This window comes from Citrobacter sp. C348 (genome assembly GCF_047467975.1).
GTDB lineage: Bacteria > Pseudomonadota > Gammaproteobacteria > Enterobacterales > Enterobacteriaceae > Citrobacter > Citrobacter gillenii.
On the sequence record NZ_JASJUJ010000009.1, the window covers coordinates 195741 to 214769 of the forward strand.

Genomic DNA, 19029 nt, shown 5'->3' on the forward strand with positions numbered 1-19029 from the left:
TTGCCGCCGTAAAACAGCGGTAAGAAGATCATATTTACTGAGATTGGGGCAATTACTCGCCCCCGTCAAATCATTGCTGGCTTTCTTTACGCGGCTGGCGCAGAACTTCGTTAATCTGCGGTTTATCGACCGGACCAGTAATGCGATAGCGCAGAATCGAGACTTTGCTCCACAGCGGCCCCAGAACTTTACTGGCGGCAAACACCGCCGCGCCGACAATCGGGTTAACGGCAAATGCGGCGGCAACCCCCACGGTGGCAGAAATTTCCGGCGCGACCACGGCTTCCATATTCAGCTCACGGCGCACCAGATTGACCGAGCCTTTCATGGCGATATCGGCTTCCAGACCATCCACCAGCGTATCGTCGGTATGCATCACGCCATCTTTGATCCACGCCGTACTGCGAATGGAGTCAAAATAAAAGCCTTCGTTAAACGTATCGCTAAAATCGAAACGCAGTTTACGCAGCAACGCATCAAAGCTCAGTAGGCGCAGCAACTGCCCCGCATGCCCGGTGCTGAGTTCAGTAATCTCACCTTTGCCCAGACGGGTACGCAAAATACCATTCAGCGACGCTTCATCCGGATCCCAGGGCGGGTTACGCCAGTGCAAATCGTACTCGACGTTGAATGAGGAGTTGCGGATCGGGGTCGATACACCAAAGAAACCAGCCGCAGAATCAATTTTATTACCGTTCAGTTTTCCTTTAAGCGACGTGCGCACATTACCCGGCGCGTTAACCCATTCACCGTCGAGGGTCAGTCTGGCAAAGCCCGTATCCAGCAGTCCGTTATCCAGGGTCAACGTATCACCCTTAATCGCGACGTCAGCATCAATGCGCCCGTATTTCTGCCCCCACATCCAGCACTCTTCGCAGCGCAGTTGAACGTCCGGCCAGCCCCGGAAGCTGACGTTATTGATCGCGGAAAACGGTGAGGCCGGAGTGGCGTTCAGTGCGGGTTTCGCGGCGCTCGGGTTGTAATAGAGATACTTCACGTTCGCCAGCCACGGTGCATTATTGCGCATCGCTAGCGTCGCGTTGATCTCACGCCCCTGCGCCTGGACTTTACTGCCATTCGACGAAGGCTCAGATACAATACTGAGATTATTCCACTGCTGACCGCCCAACGATAGCGACGGCGTGCGCACCGTTATACGCTGCGGGAAGTCCGCATTGGTGCCCACGCTGTCCGCCGCGCCTTTGTTAAACAGTGCCAACCATTGCGCACCATCCATTGGCGGCAAATTGAGCTCAATACCTTGTTGCTCGGGCAGGTCAGGCACAGTGCGGCTTTCAGAAGCCCAGATAGCACGATCAAGGGTCAGTTTCTGATTCAACAGCCAGTGGCTGTTAAAGTGATTTTTAGGCCCCGCGTTACCCGTCAAATCGAAACTGCGCAGGTTGCCGTCGGCCTTCACGTTTAATGGCAGAGACTCGCCGGCCGCTTTATTCAGCGGCGCAGGTAAGTGACTGCTTACATTCTTCAGGTCGCCTTTAAGCTCAATGCTGTAGGTCGCCCCGGCATGGTACGGCAAATCGATACCCACTTTGCCATTCCACGCTACGCTGCCGCCTAAGGCCTCGTTCACCTGCACTGGCAGGATGCCCATGCGGGTTGGCTGCCAGTCACCGTTCAGATTCACCGCAACCTGATAGGCTTTAGCACCTTCAGTGGTGGAAAAGTCGACATTCAAAGGCTGGTTAAACCAGTTGGCCGTCATCGGCTCACTCTTGAGGTCGCCGTTAATAAAGCTAAATGTGCCGTTCAGGTTCTTTAATGTACTGTCGAGTGGCTTGATAAACAGGCTGTTATTATGCAGCTTAACATCACCTTTAGCGGTTACCAGCGAGCCATCCAGCGGGATATCCAGATGTAAGCGAGCATTCACATCGCCGTCAATCTGGAGCTGCTCCAGCGTGGCGCCCAGTGAATCCTTCAACGGCGTCTCATCAAAATACGGTCCAACTGCCTTGCCCGGACCATTAATGTCGGCATCAATCAGCAGCTTTTCTTTCGCGTAGTCGGGAATATCAGCTGTCAGGTTGCTGGCTCTCACCCCACCTAAATTGACGCCGTCGGTCTTCATCCACAGACCGTTATTCATGAAGTTCAGCTCAATGTTGAGATTGGTAAGCGCTGGCCAGTCAGGCTGGAAAGCAAACTTAGCATTGCGCAGCGGCACCAGGACCTGGAACTGACCTTCGTTATGTGGATACGGGAACAGACGCGGGTTTCCGCCGTACACCAGCGTGGCATTATCCGCTTCACCGCCCTGAATCGCACCGCTCAGGTAGTCGACCAGGTCTTTACCCATCAGATTTTCCGGGAAATAACGCCAGGCCTGAGAACCGTCGTCGGTGCTGATCCCCGCCAGAATGCCCAGCCATGGCTCATCACCTGTCGGCTGCAGATAGCGAAAGCCGCCGCGCGCATGGACGGCTTTCGCTTTAACATCAATATTTCGCCCATCCAGCTGAAAACCTTTGTCATTCTTCAGCCAACTTAGCGTCGCCACCCCGTCTTCGATTTCCAGCGGCGCGCGGAAGACGGTTTCATACGGCATTTTTGCCTGCTTCATCGAAACGGTGAGCGCACCATTTTCCACGCTACCGGCAAGCGTACCGGAGAAATGCTCGGCGCCCGGTAACAGCTTCCACTGCTTCCAGGCCAGATCGGTCCACGAGGACTGGAAGCGCGTTTTTTCTGTCGCCTGTAATGGGATATCCAGCGCCAGCGTATCTATCTTGCCGCTCGGCTGCGTGGCCCGCCAGATGTCACCTAACGCCGAAGAGAGCTTTGCCGCCATGGGGCGCAACCCTTCCAGGCCCGCCAGCTCAAGGTTACTGGCTCGAATGCGCAGCTCATCGCTGCGTTTGTTGTTCTCGCCCCCCACTTCCTGCTCGGGGATCCAGGCCAGAGTGAGCGCACCGCTCGGCCAGGGTTTGTCATCCATCGTGATGCGCGTATCCGGGATCGCGAACACCCAACCGGGCTGTTCGCGGCTGATATGCGCGGTCAGGTTATCCACGGACAACGTGTGCGTGTTATTGTCACCTTTCCAGCTTGCCCCGCCTTTCTTCAGCCAGACATCGCCACTGGAAATTTCACCTTTGCTGAGCGTCATCCACCCTTCCAGGCTAAAGCGCGCCGTTTGCAGCGCGACGTTATCCTCCATCCATTTCCCCAGCCACGGTTTGACGTCAATGTCATCGGCCTGTAGCCAGACCCGGCCATTGTTCAGCAGCCCTTCGTCGTCACGCAGATCCATCCGCACCTGCATGATACCGTGCTGCCCGGTCAGGCTGGAGAGGCTAACCTGGCCTTCGGCGCGGTGTCTGTTTTTTCCGTTCAGCCAGGTAAGCTGGGGGATCGCCAGCTCCGCACGCTGACCAGAGAGGGTTAAGAAGCTGATTTGGCTGTCGCGGAGATCGAAGTGATCGAACTGACGTAAAAACAGATCGCTGACGCGTCCGGGTTCAACACCGTCATCACTGTCGCTGCGCTGGATAGGGGTATTGGTACGTAGCTGCAGTTGCCAGAAGGTGAGATCGCGAAACTGCCAGCGCATGTGCAGCAAGCTTTGCCAGACATCCAGCGCCAGCGTAACGCGTTTGACCGAGAATTCGCCGCCGTCGCTAAGCCGAGTGTGGATATCGCGGGCTTCAAGGGTGGGGCCAAAATTCTGCCAGTTGGCGGTGAGCTGGCTGGCAGAAACGGCCATACCGGTGGCCGACTCAATTTTACTGAGGATCGCAGGCCGCCAGCTATCGAGATGCGGCAACGCAAGGCGCAGGCCACTGACCAGCAGCGCTGCGATGACGACGAGCGCGGCCCCAGTGAGCAGTAAAATCCCCGGCAATCGCCTCACGCATCTCTCCTTGTCTGCCAAAAAATGTGACTCACAAAATCGTTTTGCCGGATGGCGGCGTGAACGCCTTATCCGGCCTACAAGGTATCGCCATCAGGTGGTTAACTACATCATAACGACGTCAAACTGCTCCTGGTTATAGAGCGGTTCGATTTGTACTTTAACCTGCTTACCGACAAAAATTTCCACTTCCGCCAGCGCGTGTGACTCTTCACCTTTCAGGGCTTCCGCCACGGCCGGAGAAGCATAGACCAGGAAACGATCGGAGTCGTAAGCATGATGGACACGCACGATCTCCCGCATAATTTCATAGCATACGGTTTCGACCGTTTTGACCGTACCGCGTCCGTGGCAGGTCGGGCATTCGTTGCACAGCACATGCTCCACGCTTTCACGCGTGCGCTTACGCGTCATCTCCACCAGCCCCAGCTGTGAAAAGCCGTTAATGCTGGTTTTAACGCGATCTTTACTCAGCGCCTGCTCCAGAGAGTGCAGCACCCGGCGGCGGTGATCTTCATTACTCATGTCGATAAAATCGATAATGATAATGCCGCCCAGGTTACGCAGACGCAGCTGACGCGCAATGGCCTGTGTAGCTTCAATATTGGTATTAAAGATGGTGTCATCGAGATTACGATGCCCAACAAACGCACCGGTATTGATATCCACGGTGGTCATAGCTTCGGTTTGATCGATAATCAAATAGCCGCCGGATTTCAGCTCAACCTTGCGTTCCAGTGCACGCTGAATTTCATTTTCCACATCAAAGAGATCGAAAATGGGCTGTCGTCCACTGTAGTGTTCCAGCTTGCTGGTCATCTCAGGGATGTATTCTGCTGTAAACTCCAGTAACGCTTCGTAGGTCAGACGGGAGTCCACCCGGATCCTGTCGAGCTGAGCATCAGCAAAATCACGCAACACGCGCTGCGCCAGCGCCAGCTCGCCGTACATCTGGTAACGGGTTTGCGGGCGCTTTTTGCGCTCCATGACTTTGGTCCAGACACGCTTGAGATACGCCGCATCTGAGGCCAGATCGTCCTCGCACACGCCTTCTGCAGCCGTGCGAATAATAAATCCACCCTGCTCATCGCAGTAATCCGCCACCACTTTTTTCAGGCGTTCACGCTCGGTTTCGCTTTCGATACGCTGGGAAACCCCAACGTGCGAAGCACCAGGCATAAAGACCAGGTAACGGGAAGGCAGCGTGATGTCTGTCGTCAGGCGAGCGCCCTTGGTGCCCAGCGGATCCTTGACCACCTGCACCATCAGATCCTGACCCTGACGAACCAGTTCGGAAATGTCGCGCACGGTGAACTGCTTCTGTTCTTCACCCGCCACGCATTCGGTGTGCGGCATGATGTCTGAAGCGTGAAGAAAAGCGGCTTTATCCAGCCCAATATCTACAAAAGCCGCCTGCATACCCGGAAGTACACGACTTACACGACCTTTGTAGATATTGCCTACGATTCCGCGTCGCGCCTCACGTTCAATATGAATTTCCTGCAGAATACCGCCATCAATGTACGCCACGCGTGTTTCCGAGGGCGTTACGTTTACCAACAATTCAGCCGTCATGTTTATCCCTTTTTTCACGCAGTGCGTTAAAATTGCTCAGCAACTCATACGTTTCTACCAGCGGTAAGCCGACCACGGCGTGATAGCTGCCATTTATCTTCCTGACAAAACAACCACCCAACCCTTGAATACCGTATGCACCTGCTTTATCCATCGGTTCACCGCTGGTAACATAGCCCGCGATGTCCTCATCTGTTAGTGCTCTGAACGTGACGTCCGTAACCACCAGGCAGTCCAGACTGTGCTGACGATCGGCTAATGCCACCGCCGTCATCACCTGATGTGTTTTGCCTGACAGCTTATGCAGCATTGCGGCCGCATGCGCGGCGTCGTGCGGTTTTTCCAGCACTTCGCCATTCAGGATGACAATGGTATCAGCCCCCAGCACCGGTAAATCTCGCGCAGCCAGCGCAACACCAGCCTGCGCCTTCTCACGCGCCAGGCGAACAACATACTGCTGCGCGCTCTCTTGCGGGTGACGCTGTTCCTCAATCCCTGGAACCAGCCGTTCAAAGGTGACGCCAAGTTGGGTCAATAATTCCTGACGGCGTGGAGAACCTGAAGCCAGATACAGAGTATTCATATCAACCTTATTGCACCGCAAACTGCTGGCGGACTTTACGCATCAGTAAAAATAGCCATGGCCAAAGCACACCATTTACTACACTACTCCAGAACACTTCAGGTCTGAAAGAGACGTTGATCACTAAAAACTCGGCCCAGAAAACAATAATGTCCACGACCAGTGATAACAACATAACCACCAGCGCCTGTTGCCAGAGCGCCAGGTTACGGAATAGCTGGAATTTCAGCGCAACCAGGTAGGCAATGATACTCATCGACAAAGCCCGCACGCCAAGTGTGGAGCCGCTAATGAGATCCAGTATGGCACCCACCACAAATCCTGTGCCCACATTTACGCGATGCGGCAGTGCCAGGATCCAATACAACAAGATGAGCAGCACCCAGTTTGGCCGGTAAACAAGAATGTCGTCCGGCCAGGGCATGACTTGCAGTAAAAGTGCGATAAGGAACGAGAGCCAAATAACCCAACGCCCCTGACTACGATAGCTTGCCACTTACTGCCCTCCCGGCTTACGCGGAGAAGGTGCTGGCGGCGTTGTCGTTGCAGGCGTTGGCGTCACGCCAGTCGCTGGTGCAGGAACGGGCGCAGGCGGGCCCATCGCGTCCGGTGCAGGCAGGACCTGCGGCATCATTTGCATCAGACGCTCATTGGCTACGCGATGCACTTCTTCCGGCGTCATCGGATTGGCGCCATTACGATCCGCCCCCCACAACAGCAGCAGGTAACGCAGACGCTGTAACCCTGCCGTCGGACGCGCCTGAATCACGGTGTAAGCACGCTGAGTGTCCAGTTTAACGGAAGAGACCACGGCAACCGGATAGCCTTCAGGGAAGCGGCCGCCCAGACCGGAGGTTACCAGCACGTCGCCAACGCGAATGTCGGTATTGGCCGGCAGATGCTCGAGCTGCAGATCGTCCGTACAACCGTTACCGGCAGCAATCACGCGGATATCGTTACGCAATACCTGGATTGGCAGCGCATGGGTGGCATCACAAATCAGCAGCACGCGACTGGTCAGTTTCGCCACGGCAACAACCTGGCCCACAACGCCTTTGTCGCTGATGACCGGCTGCCCTTCATAGACACCGTTCACGCTACCCTTGTCGATAACTACCTGATCGCTGTAAGGGTCATTAACCGTTGAGATGACCTGAGTCACCATCTTTTGTTCATCCTGGCGCAGCGGCGATCCCAGCAGCTCGCGCAAGCGCGCGTTCTCCTGTTTATATTGCCCCAGCATCAGCAGTTCACTGTTTTTCAGCAGCAGTTCCTGACGCAGCGCCCGGTTCTCAAGTTCAAGTTGGTCACGCGAGGCCAGCGTTTGCGACACGCCATCGAGTAATTCACGGGGACCATTAGAAATAAAGTAGAAAGGACTGACGGCGGTATCCATGTATGTTCGGATTTGACTAAACATACCCAGGCGGCTGTCGGCAATAATAACGCCGAGCGCCACCAGCACCGCCAGAATAAGGCGAATCTGTAGCGACGGGCCACGGCTAAAAATTGGCTTCATAAGTTTGCGTATTCTCGTATCAGATTCGGCAGGGCAATCGGATGTTAACCCTGCCGGTATCCGATTACTCTTCGCTGAACAGGTCGCCGCCGTGCATATCGATCATTTCCAGCGCCTTGCCGCCGCCGCGCGCCACACAGGTCAGCGGATCTTCAGCAACAACGACTGGAATACCGGTCTCTTCCATTAACAGACGGTCAAGGTTACGCAGCAGTGCACCACCGCCGGTTAACACCATACCGCGCTCGGAGATGTCAGACGCCAGTTCTGGCGGACATTGTTCCAGGGCAACCATGACCGCGCTGACGATACCAGTCAGCGGTTCCTGCAGCGCTTCCAGAATCTCGTTAGAGTTCAGGGTAAAGCCACGTGGAACGCCTTCAGCCAGGTTACGGCCGCGCACTTCGATCTCAAGCACTTCGTCGCCCGGGTAAGCCGATCCGATTTCGTGTTTGATACGTTCAGCGGTCGCTTCGCCGATCAGGGAACCATAGTTACGACGCACATAATTAATGATGGCTTCATCGAAACGGTCACCACCGATACGTACGGAGGAGGAGTAAACGACGCCGTTCAGGGAGATAACGGCAACTTCAGTGGTACCACCACCGATATCCACAACCATAGAACCGGTTGCTTCGGAAACAGGCAGACCTGCACCGATCGCTGCCGCCATCGGCTCTTCAATCAGGAATACTTCACGCGCACCGGCACCCTGAGCAGACTCACGAATGGCACGACGTTCAACCTGAGTTGCGCCAACCGGAACACACACCAGCACGCGCGGGCTTGGGCGCATAAAGCTGTTGCTGTGCACTTGTTTGATAAAGTGCTGAAGCATTTTTTCAGTCACGAAGAAGTCAGCGATAACGCCGTCTTTCATTGGGCGAATTGCAGCAATGTTGCCCGGCGTACGACCCAGCATCTGCTTCGCATCATGACCTACTGCTGCCACGCTTTTCGGCGAACCGGCACGATCCTGTCGAATGGCCACAACAGAAGGCTCATTCAATACGATGCCTTGTCCTTTTACATAAATAAGGGTATTCGCGGTACCCAGGTCAATGGACAGGTCATTGGAAAACATGCCACGAAATTTTTTCAACATACTAAGGGATAATCCTGAAAGCTGGGGCGGAAAACAAAATCCGCTTACTTTACCAACCACACGCAGCAGCGACAAGGCGGAAAAATCATCTGCTACGGTGAAAATTAGTGCAGTTCGTTTCCTTTGTTACAAAACCGGCCTGAGTCCATCAGGGCTGAAAAAATCAGCAGCACTCCTCGCTTTTGTTTGCAACCTGTCAAAGGTCATTCACCTGCATGTTTGCTGTTACATTCTGGCGAGCAGACAAGCACACCCCCAGAAGGCACAACGCGCGTTATTCTACGTGAAAACAAATTAAACGGCAGGTTAAACCGAGTATCTTTGCGAATATTTTTTCACGTTTGTGTCAAGTGGCTGTGATGCGGCAAAAAAATCCCCTTGCCCACCCGCGACTCCACGTTCTGTCAGCGTACGCCACTCACTACGCGAACGAACGCCAGTGGCATACACCTGCGTTGGCGTGCCTGAGCAGGCCTCCACCAGGCTCTGAACCAACAGCTGGTTCTCCGTACGTTTATCAATGTTTCTCACCAGACTTGGATGAAGCTTCAAGAGCTCGACATTGAGTTCTTTAATCCAACTGGTACTCACCAGCGTCAACCCCGCCTGCGTCACGGCAATGCGGACACCCAGCGCATCCATCAAACGGATAACGGGCTGTAACCGGCTGATGTGTTGACAAACATCTGCCTCAGCAAGTTCAATAATTATGCGTTTTCGCAGCGATTTTTCGCACTGCATCAAGGTATCACGCAGCCAACGCTGAAAACGCGGTCGAATAAGTGACTCAACCGTCGTCTGGATCGCCAGACTTTCCTGCGGCCAATAGCCCAATAACAAGATCAGACGGCTAATCTGCAAACGGTCATACTCTTCCGCCAGGCCAAATTGCAGCACCATCGGCATATATTCCGCCGAGATAACCTCCTCACTGCCATCAAAAATGCGGCACATTAATTCCCGATGGTGTACTCGTCCTTCATGGGTGACCGCGGGTTTCTGATAGAGCCTTGGACCGCCCCGACTGAGCATCTGCTCAATGAGCGTGCGCCAGCGTACATTACCCCGACCTTTTTCCGGCAGCGAGTCATCATAAACTGACCAACTGTTCCCGCCCTGTAATACCGAGTTCCGGGTTGCCGTTTCAGCGTGCTCCATCACCTGTTCAGCGGACTGGCCGCTGCGACAGACGCAAATGCCAATATGAATCATATCGGCACGATCAATTTTTTTATTAGTCGGAAGGGCATCGACCGCTTTTAACAACTGCCCAGCGATGCTTTCCGCCTCTTTCAAGGTGCGGTGCGGCAGCAGGATGGCAAAATCGCTACGGTGGTAGCGCGCCAACAGCGCCCCAGGATAACGCGCAATAAAGGTCGATAATAAATTGACCAGCGCCGAGATTTGTTCTTCCGCAAGATCCCCCCCCCAACTGTCGCGCAAAAGCGTAAAGTCCGGCAAACGCACCATCATTACTACGCCGTGGGCGCCCACTTTCTCCTGATCTTCCAGCAGCGTCGCCAGTTGATTGTCAAAAAACAGACGATTGCTGAGCCCGGTTTTTGTATCCTGCGCCACATACGATCGGATAAGCGTATCCAGCCTGCTGCGCTGCTCGCGAGCGCTTTGAATTTCGGTGAGCAGCATATCGAGCGCACTGCTGGTGCGCGCCGGCCATTCATACACCGTTCCCCGCACATTCGGCCCACGTTCACCGTTAAGGATCCGCGTAGAACGAATCTCTAACAGTTCCTGCCCGGAAAGCTGGCGCTGTAGCCAGCGCACCGACAAAAATAGCATCAGGATAATAAAACCAATCGACAGCGTGAGCGGTGCGGTGGTCATCAGCGAATGGAAATAATTGCCCATCGGATCCTGATACACCAGGCGCAGCGACATCCCCGGATGTTTGAGCAAAGGGACGGTGATTTCACGATACAGGTTGTTTGTTCCCGCCGGGCGATAACTGCTGGTGCGGGAATGGCTATAAACCTTGCTTTCCCCGTGCAACAGGTCAACGCGAACGATATCAACCGACACCATCAGCTCGTCTATTTGCGGCGTTAAGGCGATAAAATCTTTAGAGACCAGGTGCGTGTCGATCGCCGTTGCGACGGCATGGACACGACTAGTGAACTTATATTGGATCGCATTGTAGAAACTCAGCGAGCAGCCGATCAGCGTCACAAAGATCGTTAACCCTGTGAGCAAAGTCACAAAAGCTGAAAATTTCGTCGTTAATCGCATCCTTGTGTTAACTCCGACAGTTATGAATTAGGCATGAAAATGGAAAAGCGACACGAAAATGCAAAAATGAACGCGAAATCCGTCAATTTACATAAATAGTGTGGGCATACTACCAAATCAGGTATATCTGGCAATTTATTGCGCAGAATCGGCATCATGTTTTGATTAACGAGTATAGTCTTCATCATTCATTTTCCAATCCACTATATGAATTGAGGACAGGTTATGCAGGCTTTGATCTTAGAACAACAGGACGGTAAAACCCTCGCATCCGTTCAACCCCTCGACGAAAATCAGCTACCGGAAGGCGATGTGACGGTGGATGTTCACTGGTCGAGCCTGAACTATAAAGATGCCCTGGCCATCACCGGCAAGGGAAAAATTATCCGTAATTTTCCGATGATTCCTGGTATCGATTTCGCCGGTACTGTTCGCCACAGTGAAGATCCCCGTTTTCACGCTGGTCAGGAGGTGTTGCTGACCGGTTGGGGCGTGGGCGAAAACCATTGGGGCGGACTGTCCGAACGGGCTCGTGTAAAAGGTGACTGGCTGGTTGCACTACCAAATGGACTGAGTAGCCGCAACGCGATGACCATCGGCACTGCCGGTTTTACCGCCATGCTGTGCGTGATGGCGCTTGAAGATGCCGGTATTCGCCCGCAAGACGGTGAGATTGTTGTCACCGGTGCCAGCGGCGGCGTGGGTAGCACTGCCGTTGCGTTACTGCACAAGCTGGGCTATCAGGTTGCAGCGGTATCGGGTCGCGAAACCACGCACGACTATCTGCGTAGTCTGGGCGCCAACCGAATCCTCGGTCGTGATGAATTTGCTGAAACTCGCCCGCTGGAAAAACAGCTGTGGGCTGGCGCCATTGATACCGTTGGCGACAAAGTACTGGCAAAAGTCCTCGCGCAGATGAACTATGGTGGCTGCGTTGCTGCCTGTGGTCTGGCAGGTGGTTTTGCACTGCCCACCACGGTGATGCCGTTCATTCTGCGCAATGTGCGCCTACAAGGTGTTGATTCCGTTATGACGCCAACGGCGCGCCGTGCTCAGGCCTGGCAACGTCTGGTCACTGACCTGCCAGAATCTTTCTACGCTCAGGCCGCAACTGAAATTACGCTCGCCGACGCGCCGAAGCTTGCTGACGCCATCATTAATAATCAGGTGCAGGGCCGCACGCTGGTGAAGATCGCCTAATCTGCAATTTTTCGTGATAAATTCGCGATAAGCCTTTGCCTCCGTCATGCTTAGCAAAACGCATGACGGAGGATGATATGAAATCCAAAAAACTGACGGAAACCGACGTAACGGCAGAATCTGTTTTTATGCTGCAACGTCGCCAGGTATTGAAAGCGCTGGGTATCAGTGCGACAGCCCTTTCCCTCTCTCCCAACGCCCAGGCCGATCTGCTAAGTTGGTTTAAAGGCAATGACCGACCGCCCGCACCCGCCGGAAAACCGCTTGATTTCACGAAACCTGCCGCCTGGCAAAATACATTGCCGTTAACGCCGGAAGATAAAGTCACCGGCTACAACAACTTCTATGAGTTCGGTCTCGATAAAGCAGACCCGGCGGCCAACGCGGGCAGTTTAAAAACCGATCCGTGGACGCTGAAAATTAGTGGCGAAGTGGCAAAGCCATTAACCCTCGAGCACGATGCGTTGACCACCCGCTTCCCGCTGGAGGAACGCATTTATCGCATGCGCTGTGTAGAAGCCTGGTCCATGGTCGTGCCGTGGATTGGCTTTCCTTTACATAAGCTGCTGGCACTGGTTGAACCCACCAGCAATGCGAAATATGTGGCGTTCGAAACGCTCTACGCACCGGATGATATGCCGGGACAGAAAGATCGCTTTATTGGCGGGGGGCTGAAATACCCCTACGTTGAAGGTTTACGCCTTGATGAAGCCATGCACCCGCTCACGCTGCTCACCGTGGGCGTTTATGGCAAAGCGCTTCCCCCGCAGAATGGCGCCCCTATTCGATTAACCGTACCGTGGAAATACGGTTTTAAAGGAATTAAGTCGATAGTCAGCATTAAGCTGACGCGCGATCGCCCGCCGACCACCTGGAATATGGCGGCGCCTAATGAATATGGGTTTTATGCCAATGTGAACCCCAGCGTCGATCACCCCCGCTGGTCACAAGCTACTGAACGTTTTATTGGCGCAGGCGGTATCCTCGACGTACAGCGTCAACCTACGCTGCTGTTTAACGGCTATGCCGATGAGGTCGCTTCGCTGTATCACGGCCTTAACTTGAGGGAGAATTTTTAAGTGCGTCTGACGGCAAAACACATCACCTGGCTGAAAGTTTGCCTGCATCTTGCCGGCTTTTTACCTTTTGCCTGGCTCTTTTGGGCCATTAATAATGGCGACTTAAGCGCCGATCCGGTCAAGGACATTCAACACTTTACCGGTAGGACGGCTCTGAAATTCTTGTTGGCAACCTTGCTGGTCTCGCCGCTGGCGCGCTACGCTAAGCAGCCACTCTTAATACGCACTCGCCGCCTGTTAGGACTCTGGTGTTTTGCCTGGGCCACCTTGCATTTAACCAGTTATGCGCTGCTGGAGCTGGGCATTAACAACCTGGGTCTGTTGGGTCGAGAGCTAACGACACGGCCTTATCTGATGCTGGGGATTATCAGTTGGACTCTGTTATTTGCCCTCACACTCACCTCCACCCAGGCTGCACAGCGGAAACTGGGAAAACGCTGGCAACTTTTACACAACTTCGTCTATCTTGTGGCGATCCTGGCCCCCGTGCATTACCTGTGGTCGGTAAAGATTTTATCCCCGCAACCAATCATTTATGCCGCGCTCGCCGTCGTGCTTTTAGCCTGCCGTTATAAGAAGTTCCGCCAGTGGTGGCGGTAGTTTCGCGATATGTGCAGTGCGTTGCAAAACACAGACGAACCCACGTTCTTTACATGCAGGCGGTTGATTATCTTCCCTGATAAGACCAGTATTTAGCTGCCAATTGCTACGAAATGGTTATAATGTGCGACCTTGCTTTCCCTGGAGGCGTTTTTACCGCGCGGAAAGGGTGACAATCGGGTATTGAAGGTATATTTTGTCTTTTACCCGAAAATGGCAGAAGATAGCCACACAATGACTGGTAAGTTTTGATATCTCGTTTAATGGCTGCAGCACGCAGTGCAACGCCAGAGAGGGGTGGCATCTTGTCACCAACAGTTATTCAAATGCTATACAGACGGCGATAAAACGCCTGTCACAATTTCACTAAACAAAGAGTACGGAACCCACTCATGGATATTCGTAAGATTAAAAAACTGATCGAGCTGGTTGAAGAATCAGGCATCTCCGAACTGGAAATTTCTGAAGGCGAAGAGTCTGTACGCATCAGCCGCGCAGCGCCAAATGCAGGTTTCCCGATGATGCAACAGGCTTATGCTGCACCAATGATGCAACAACCTGCTCTGTCTAACGCTGTTGCGCAAACTGCAGCGCCAAGCATGGAAGCCCCTGCTGCAGCGGAAATCAGTGGTCACATCGTACGTTCCCCGATGGTTGGTACGTTCTACCGCACCCCGGGCCCTGACGCTAAACCGTTTATCGAAGTGGGCCAGAAAGTGAATGCGGGCGATACCCTTTGCATCGTTGAAGCCATGAAAATGATGAACCAGATCGAAGCCGATAAATCCGGCGTGGTAAAAGCGATTCTGGTAGAAAGTGGTCAACCGGTAGAATTTGACGAGCCGCTGGTCGTCATCGAGTAACGAGGCGAACATGTTGGATAAAATCGTTATCGCCAACCGTGGCGAGATTGCCCTGCGTATTCTTCGTGCCTGTAAAGAACTGGGCATCAAGACCGTCGCTGTACACTCAAGCGCGGATCGCGATCTAAAACACGTATTACTGGCAGATGAAACGGTCTGTATTGGCCCGGCTCCGTCTGTTAAAAGCTATCTGAATATCCCGGCAATCATCAGCGCCGCTGAAATCACTGGCGCGGTCGCTATTCACCCGGGTTACGGCTTCCTGTCTGAAAACGCCAACTTTGCTGAGCAGGTAGAACGCTCTGGCTTTATCTTCATCGGCCCGAAAGCCGACACCATCCGCCTGATGGGCGACAAAGTGTCTGCAATTACTGCTATGAAGAAAGCAGGCGTACCGACCGTTCCAGGTTCTGACGGCCCTCTGGGCGACGATATGGACGCAAACCGCGCCCATGCCAAGCGCATCGGCTATCCGGTCATCATCAAAGCCTCCGGCGGCGGCGGCGGTCGCGGTATGCGTGTTGTACGCGGCGATGCTGAACTGGCTCAATCCATTTCCATGACCAAAGCTGAAGCGAAAGCCGCTTTCAACAATGACATGGTTTACATGGAAAAATACCTGGAGAACCCACGCCACATCGAAATTCAGGTGTTGGCTGACGGTCAGGGTAACGCAATCTATCTGGCAGAACGTGACTGCTCCATGCAGCGCCGTCACCAGAAAGTGGTCGAAGAAGCACCAGCACCGGGCATTACCCCGGAACTGCGTCGTTACATCGGCGAACGTTGCTCCAAAGCCTGTGTGGATATCGGCTACCGTGGAGCGGGTACTTTCGAGTTCCTGTTCGAAAACGGCGAGTTCTATTTCATTGAAATGAACACCCGTATCCAGGTAGAGCATCCAGTTACCGAAATGATCACCGGCGTTGATCTGATCAAAGAGCAGTTGCGTATCGCTGCGGGTCAGCCGCTGTCCATTACGCAGGATGAAGTTGTGGTTAAAGGCCATGCGGTAGAATGCCGTATCAACGCCGAAGACCCGAACACCTTCCTGCCAAGCCCGGGTAAAATCACGCGTTTCCACGCGCCGGGTGGTTTTGGTGTGCGCTGGGAGTCTCATATTTACGCGGGCTACACCGTACCGCCATATTATGACTCAATGATAGGCAAACTTATTTGCTATGGCGAAAACCGTGACGTGGCGATTGCCCGCATGAAAAACGCCTTGCAGGAACTGATCATCGACGGGATCAAAACCAACGTCGATCTGCAGATCCGCATCATGAATGACGAGCACTTCCAGCGTGGTGGTTCCAATATCCACTACCTGGAGAAGAAACTCGGACTTCAGGAAAAGTAAGTACGCATTAACTGCAAAGGCCGGATCCTCCGGCCTTTTGTTTTTCTCCCCTCCGGCACGTCCCATAAGGTACAATCCCCGCTTTCTTTATCCACAAGGGACAAAAAATGGACGCTCGTTTTGTTCAGGCCCATAAAGAGGCGCGCTGGGCGCTGTGGCTGACCCTTTTCTATCTTGCCATGTGGTTAGTAGCCGCTTACTTACCAGACTCCACGCTGGGCTTTACTGGCTTACCGCACTGGTTCGAAATGGCCTGCTTACTAACCCCGCTGGTTTTCATTGTTCTGTGCTGGGCGATGGTGAAATTTATCTATCGCGATATTCCTCTGGAGGATGACGATGCAGCTTGAAGTGATTTTGCCGCTTGTCGCCTATCTGGTGGTGGTGTTTGGTCTCTCTGTGTACGCGATGAGAAAGAGAACAACCGGCACGTTCCTGAATGAATATTTCCTCGGCAGCCGCTCAATGGGCGGGGTCGTTTTAGCCATGACGCTGACCGCAACATATATCAGCGCAAGCTCGTTTATTGGTGGCCCGGGGGCCGCGTATAAATACGGGCTGGGATGGGTGCTATTGGCGATGATCCAACTGCCAGCCGTCTGGTTGTCGCTGGGTATTCTTGGCAAGAAATTTGCGATTCTGGCGCGACGCTACAACGCCGTCACCCTTAACGATATGCTGTTTGCCCGCTATCAGAGCCGTTTGCTGGTCTGGCTGGCGAGCCTCAGCCTGTTGGTAGCTTTCGTTGGCGCGATGACAGTGCAATTCATCGGCGGCGCACGTTTGCTGGAAACCGCTGCGGGTATTCCCTACGAAACTGGTCTGCTGATCTTTGGTATTAGCATCGCGTTGTACACCGCATTTGGCGGATTTCGTGCCAGCGTGCTCAATGACACCATGCAGGGCATGGTGATGCTAGTTGGGACCATTGTTCTGCTTGTGGGTGTGGTCCACGCAGCGGGCGGCCTCAGCAACGCGGTGGAGACGCTGCAAACAATCGATCCGAAACTGGTGACCCCACAAGGCGCTGATGACATGCTGTCCCCAACCTTTATGACTTCGTTCTGGGTTCTGGTGTGCTTTGGCGTGATTGGCCTGCCGCATACCGCCGTGCGCTGTATCTCTTATAAGGACAGTAAAGCGGTCCATCGTGGGATGATTATCGGCACGATTGTGGTGGCAATCCTGATGTTTGGTATGCACCTGGCGGGTGCATTAGGACGCGCAGTGCTCCCTGACCTGACGGTACCGGATCTGGTTATCCCCACCTTGATGGTAAAAGTCCTGCCACCGATTGCCGCGGGGATCTTCCTTGCCGCACCGATGGCGGCGATCATGTCGACGATCAACGCCCAATTGCTGCAAAGTTCCGCTACGATAATTAAAGATCTCTACCTGAATCTGCGCCCGGAACAGCTGAAAAATGAAACCCGCCTGAAGCGCATGTCGGCGGTGATCACCCTGTTATTGGGGGCGTTGTTGTTGCTGGCCGCGTGGAAACCACCAGAGATGATCATCTGGCTCAACCTGCTGGCGTTTGGCGGGCTGGAAGCGGTATTCCTGTGGCCGCTGGTGCTGGGCCTGTACTGGGAGCGAGCGAATGCAGCGGGCGCACTGAGCGCCATGATTGTCGGCGGTGTGCTGTATGCCATACTCGCTACCTTTAACATTCAGTACCTGGGCTTCCATCCAATTGTGCCCTCGTTGCTGCTAAGTTTGCTGGCTTTCCTGGTCGGAAACCGTTTTGGTTCTGCCGCCCCACAAGCCGCCATATTGACTACTGATAAATAAAGAGTTTTGCCATGCCATGGATCCAACTGAAATTGAATACCACCGGTGCAAACGCAGAAGACCTGAGCGATGCGCTGATGGAGGCGGGTGCCGTTTCTATCACCTTCCAGGACACGCATGATACACCAGTGTTTGAACCACTGCCGGGCGAAACCCGCCTTTGGGGCGACACCGATGTAACGGGTCTGTTCGATGCAGAAACCGACATGAAAGAAGTCGTTGCCCTTCTGGAACAGCATCCGCTGCTCGGTGCGGGGTTCGTGCATAAAATTGAACAGCTGGAAGATAAAGACTGGGAGCGCGAATGGATGGATAACTTCCACCCTATGCGCTTTGGCGAACGTCTGTGGATTTGCCCAAGCTGGCGCGATGTGCCGGATGAGAACGCCGTCAACGTGATGCTGGACCCGGGTCTGGCATTTGGTACAGGCACTCATCCTACCACATCTCTGTGCCTGCAATGGCTGGATGGTCTAGACCTGAACGGGAAGACGGTTATCGACTTTGGTTGCGGTTCTGGCATTCTGGCTATTGCAGCGCTCAAATTGGGAGCAGCAAAAGCCATCGGTGTGGATATCGATCCGCAAGCCATTCAGGCAAGCCGCGATAATGCGCAGCGTAATGGCGTTTCTGACCGCCTGGAACTGTACCTGCCACAGGATCAGCCAGAAGCCATGAAAGCTGACGTGGTGGTTGCCAACATCCTTGCTGGCCCATTGCGTGAACTGGCACCGTTAATCAGCGTGTTGCCGGTTGAGGGCGGCTTACTGGGCCTTTCTGGTATTCTTGCCAGCCAGGCAGACAGCGTCTGTGAGGCCTACGCCGATCTCTTTACGCTCGATCCGGTTATCGAGAAAGAAGAGTGGTGCCGCATTACCGGTAAGAAAAAATAGTTTCTATACGTGGCCTCCAGGCAGGCCACGCTTTTCCCGCTTTTTGTACACCAACTCGTACGTCCCCGCGCTAAAATACCCAATTAATCCATTGAAGTTAAAGAAAAAATAAACCATTCACTGAACGAATTATATGAAAGCAACTTTTAGCAAGGTCGCGATCCTGGTGCTCAGCATCATGCCCGTGACGGTTTTTGCATCCCACTAGAGCTATGAGGGAGAGGGCTCTCCTGCGCACTGGGGCGCGCTCAGCGAGGAGTATAAAACCTTGCCAGACCGGTCCCCCATAAACATCAACACGACACTTACAGCACATCTCTCGCCGCTGGACACGCAATAT

The 19029-nt window shown here is 53.8% G+C and carries 16 protein-coding genes; 9 read left to right on the forward strand and 7 right to left on the reverse strand.

Translation table 11 applies throughout. The annotated features are described in order from the left end of the window. Positions 1–70: 70 nt before the first annotated feature. From yhdP to mreB, 6 genes are all read right to left on the reverse strand, one after another. Positions 71–3871, reverse strand: coding sequence for an AsmA2 domain-containing protein YhdP (gene yhdP, locus QNN86_RS17550; RefSeq protein WP_414211966.1), 3801 nt, complete (start codon positions 3869–3871; stop codon positions 71–73). Between the two features lie 105 nt (positions 3872–3976). After that, entirely contained in the window at positions 3977–5446 is a 1470-nt protein-coding gene (gene rng, locus QNN86_RS17555) for a ribonuclease G (protein ID WP_096755470.1), read from the reverse strand. After that, the gene (locus tag QNN86_RS17560) at positions 5436–6029 is read right to left on the reverse strand and encodes a Maf family protein (RefSeq protein WP_414211968.1); all 594 of its coding nucleotides are present in this window, start codon (positions 6027–6029) and stop codon (positions 5436–5438) included. Before QNN86_RS17560 ends, rng begins: the two co-directional genes overlap by 11 nt. 7 nt (positions 6030–6036) lie before the next feature. Continuing rightward, complete coding sequence (gene mreD / locus QNN86_RS17565; protein WP_103928680.1) at positions 6037–6525, reverse strand: rod shape-determining protein MreD; 489 nt, start codon at positions 6523–6525, stop codon at positions 6037–6039. Then, entirely contained in the window at positions 6526–7548 is a 1023-nt protein-coding gene (gene mreC / locus QNN86_RS17570) for a rod shape-determining protein MreC (protein WP_096755467.1), read from the reverse strand. Between the two features lie 64 nt (positions 7549–7612). Next, positions 7613–8656: a rod shape-determining protein MreB gene (gene mreB, locus QNN86_RS17575; protein ID WP_034498906.1), complete on the reverse strand. Its 1044-nt coding sequence runs from the start codon at positions 8654–8656 to the stop codon at positions 7613–7615. Here mreB and QNN86_RS17580 point away from each other — a divergent pair. Next, positions 8634–8954 (forward strand): hypothetical protein, encoded by a 321-nt coding sequence (locus tag QNN86_RS17580; protein WP_153880057.1) that lies wholly within the window; start codon positions 8634–8636, stop codon positions 8952–8954. The two genes, mreB and QNN86_RS17580, sit on opposite strands and share 23 nt — an antisense overlap. A gap of 8 nt (positions 8955–8962) precedes the next feature. On the opposite strand, the gene csrD is transcribed toward QNN86_RS17580, so the two are convergent. Continuing rightward, positions 8963–10903: an RNase E specificity factor CsrD gene (gene csrD / locus QNN86_RS17585; RefSeq protein WP_182270901.1), complete on the reverse strand. Its 1941-nt coding sequence runs from the start codon at positions 10901–10903 to the stop codon at positions 8963–8965. Between the two features lie 225 nt (positions 10904–11128). Between csrD and QNN86_RS17590 the strand changes: the two genes are divergently transcribed. The 8 genes from QNN86_RS17590 to prmA all read left to right on the forward strand — a co-directional run bounded on the left by QNN86_RS17590 (position 11129) and on the right by prmA (position 18689). Next, positions 11129–12103 carry an MDR family oxidoreductase gene (locus tag QNN86_RS17590; RefSeq protein ID WP_414211972.1) on the forward strand — a complete coding sequence of 325 codons (975 nt, stop codon included), beginning with the start codon at positions 11129–11131 and terminating at the stop codon, positions 12101–12103. A gap of 77 nt (positions 12104–12180) precedes the next feature. Further along, positions 12181–13182, forward strand: coding sequence for a protein-methionine-sulfoxide reductase catalytic subunit MsrP (gene msrP / locus QNN86_RS17595; RefSeq protein WP_414211974.1), 1002 nt, complete (start codon positions 12181–12183; stop codon positions 13180–13182). Next, complete coding sequence (gene msrQ, locus QNN86_RS17600) at positions 13183–13782, forward strand: protein-methionine-sulfoxide reductase heme-binding subunit MsrQ (protein ID WP_182270900.1); 600 nt, start codon at positions 13183–13185, stop codon at positions 13780–13782. It abuts the gene before it with no gap. Between the two features lie 392 nt (positions 13783–14174). Then, on the forward strand, positions 14175–14645 hold the full coding sequence (accB, locus tag QNN86_RS17605; protein ID WP_135324123.1) for an acetyl-CoA carboxylase biotin carboxyl carrier protein: 471 nt from the start codon (positions 14175–14177) through the stop codon (positions 14643–14645). 10 nt (positions 14646–14655) lie between these two features. Next, positions 14656–16005: an acetyl-CoA carboxylase biotin carboxylase subunit gene (gene accC, locus QNN86_RS17610; RefSeq protein WP_096755461.1), complete on the forward strand. Its 1350-nt coding sequence runs from the start codon at positions 14656–14658 to the stop codon at positions 16003–16005. 107 nt (positions 16006–16112) lie between these two features. Then, the gene (locus QNN86_RS17615; RefSeq protein ID WP_279277590.1) at positions 16113–16355 is read left to right on the forward strand and encodes a YhdT family protein; all 243 of its coding nucleotides are present in this window, start codon (positions 16113–16115) and stop codon (positions 16353–16355) included. Then, a complete protein-coding gene (gene panF / locus QNN86_RS17620; protein WP_096755459.1) occupies positions 16345–17796 on the forward strand; it encodes a sodium/pantothenate symporter in 1452 nt (483 codons plus the stop codon). Before QNN86_RS17615 ends, panF begins: the two co-directional genes overlap by 11 nt. 11 nt (positions 17797–17807) lie before the next feature. After that, positions 17808–18689: a 50S ribosomal protein L11 methyltransferase gene (gene prmA, locus QNN86_RS17625; protein ID WP_181618029.1), complete on the forward strand. Its 882-nt coding sequence runs from the start codon at positions 17808–17810 to the stop codon at positions 18687–18689. The last annotated feature ends 340 nt before the right edge of the window (positions 18690–19029 follow it).

What these genes read in the sequence shown, in the direction of transcription:
- rng (WP_096755470.1), bottom strand. Translation starts at nt 5,446, where the DNA reads ATGACGGCTGAATTGTTGGTAAACGTAACGCCCTCGGAAACACGCGTG.
- QNN86_RS17560 (WP_414211968.1), bottom strand. Translation starts at nt 6,029, where the DNA reads ATGAATACTCTGTATCTGGCTTCAGGTTCTCCACGCCGTCAGGAATTA.
- mreC (WP_096755467.1), bottom strand. Translation starts at nt 7,548, where the DNA reads ATGAAGCCAATTTTTAGCCGTGGCCCGTCGCTACAGATTCGCCTTATT.
- QNN86_RS17580 (WP_153880057.1), top strand. Translation starts at nt 8,634, where the DNA reads ATGCCACGAAATTTTTTCAACATACTAAGGGATAATCCTGAAAGCTGG.
- mreB (WP_034498906.1), bottom strand. Translation starts at nt 8,656, where the DNA reads ATGTTGAAAAAATTTCGTGGCATGTTTTCCAATGACCTGTCCATTGAC.
- csrD (WP_182270901.1), bottom strand. Translation starts at nt 10,903, where the DNA reads ATGCGATTAACGACGAAATTTTCAGCTTTTGTGACTTTGCTCACAGGG.
- QNN86_RS17590 (WP_414211972.1), top strand. Translation starts at nt 11,129, where the DNA reads ATGCAGGCTTTGATCTTAGAACAACAGGACGGTAAAACCCTCGCATCC.
- msrP (WP_414211974.1), top strand. Translation starts at nt 12,181, where the DNA reads ATGAAATCCAAAAAACTGACGGAAACCGACGTAACGGCAGAATCTGTT.
- accB (WP_135324123.1), top strand. Translation starts at nt 14,175, where the DNA reads ATGGATATTCGTAAGATTAAAAAACTGATCGAGCTGGTTGAAGAATCA.
- accC (WP_096755461.1), top strand. Translation starts at nt 14,656, where the DNA reads ATGTTGGATAAAATCGTTATCGCCAACCGTGGCGAGATTGCCCTGCGT.
- QNN86_RS17615 (WP_279277590.1), top strand. Translation starts at nt 16,113, where the DNA reads ATGGACGCTCGTTTTGTTCAGGCCCATAAAGAGGCGCGCTGGGCGCTG.
- panF (WP_096755459.1), top strand. Translation starts at nt 16,345, where the DNA reads ATGCAGCTTGAAGTGATTTTGCCGCTTGTCGCCTATCTGGTGGTGGTG.
- prmA (WP_181618029.1), top strand. Translation starts at nt 17,808, where the DNA reads ATGCCATGGATCCAACTGAAATTGAATACCACCGGTGCAAACGCAGAA.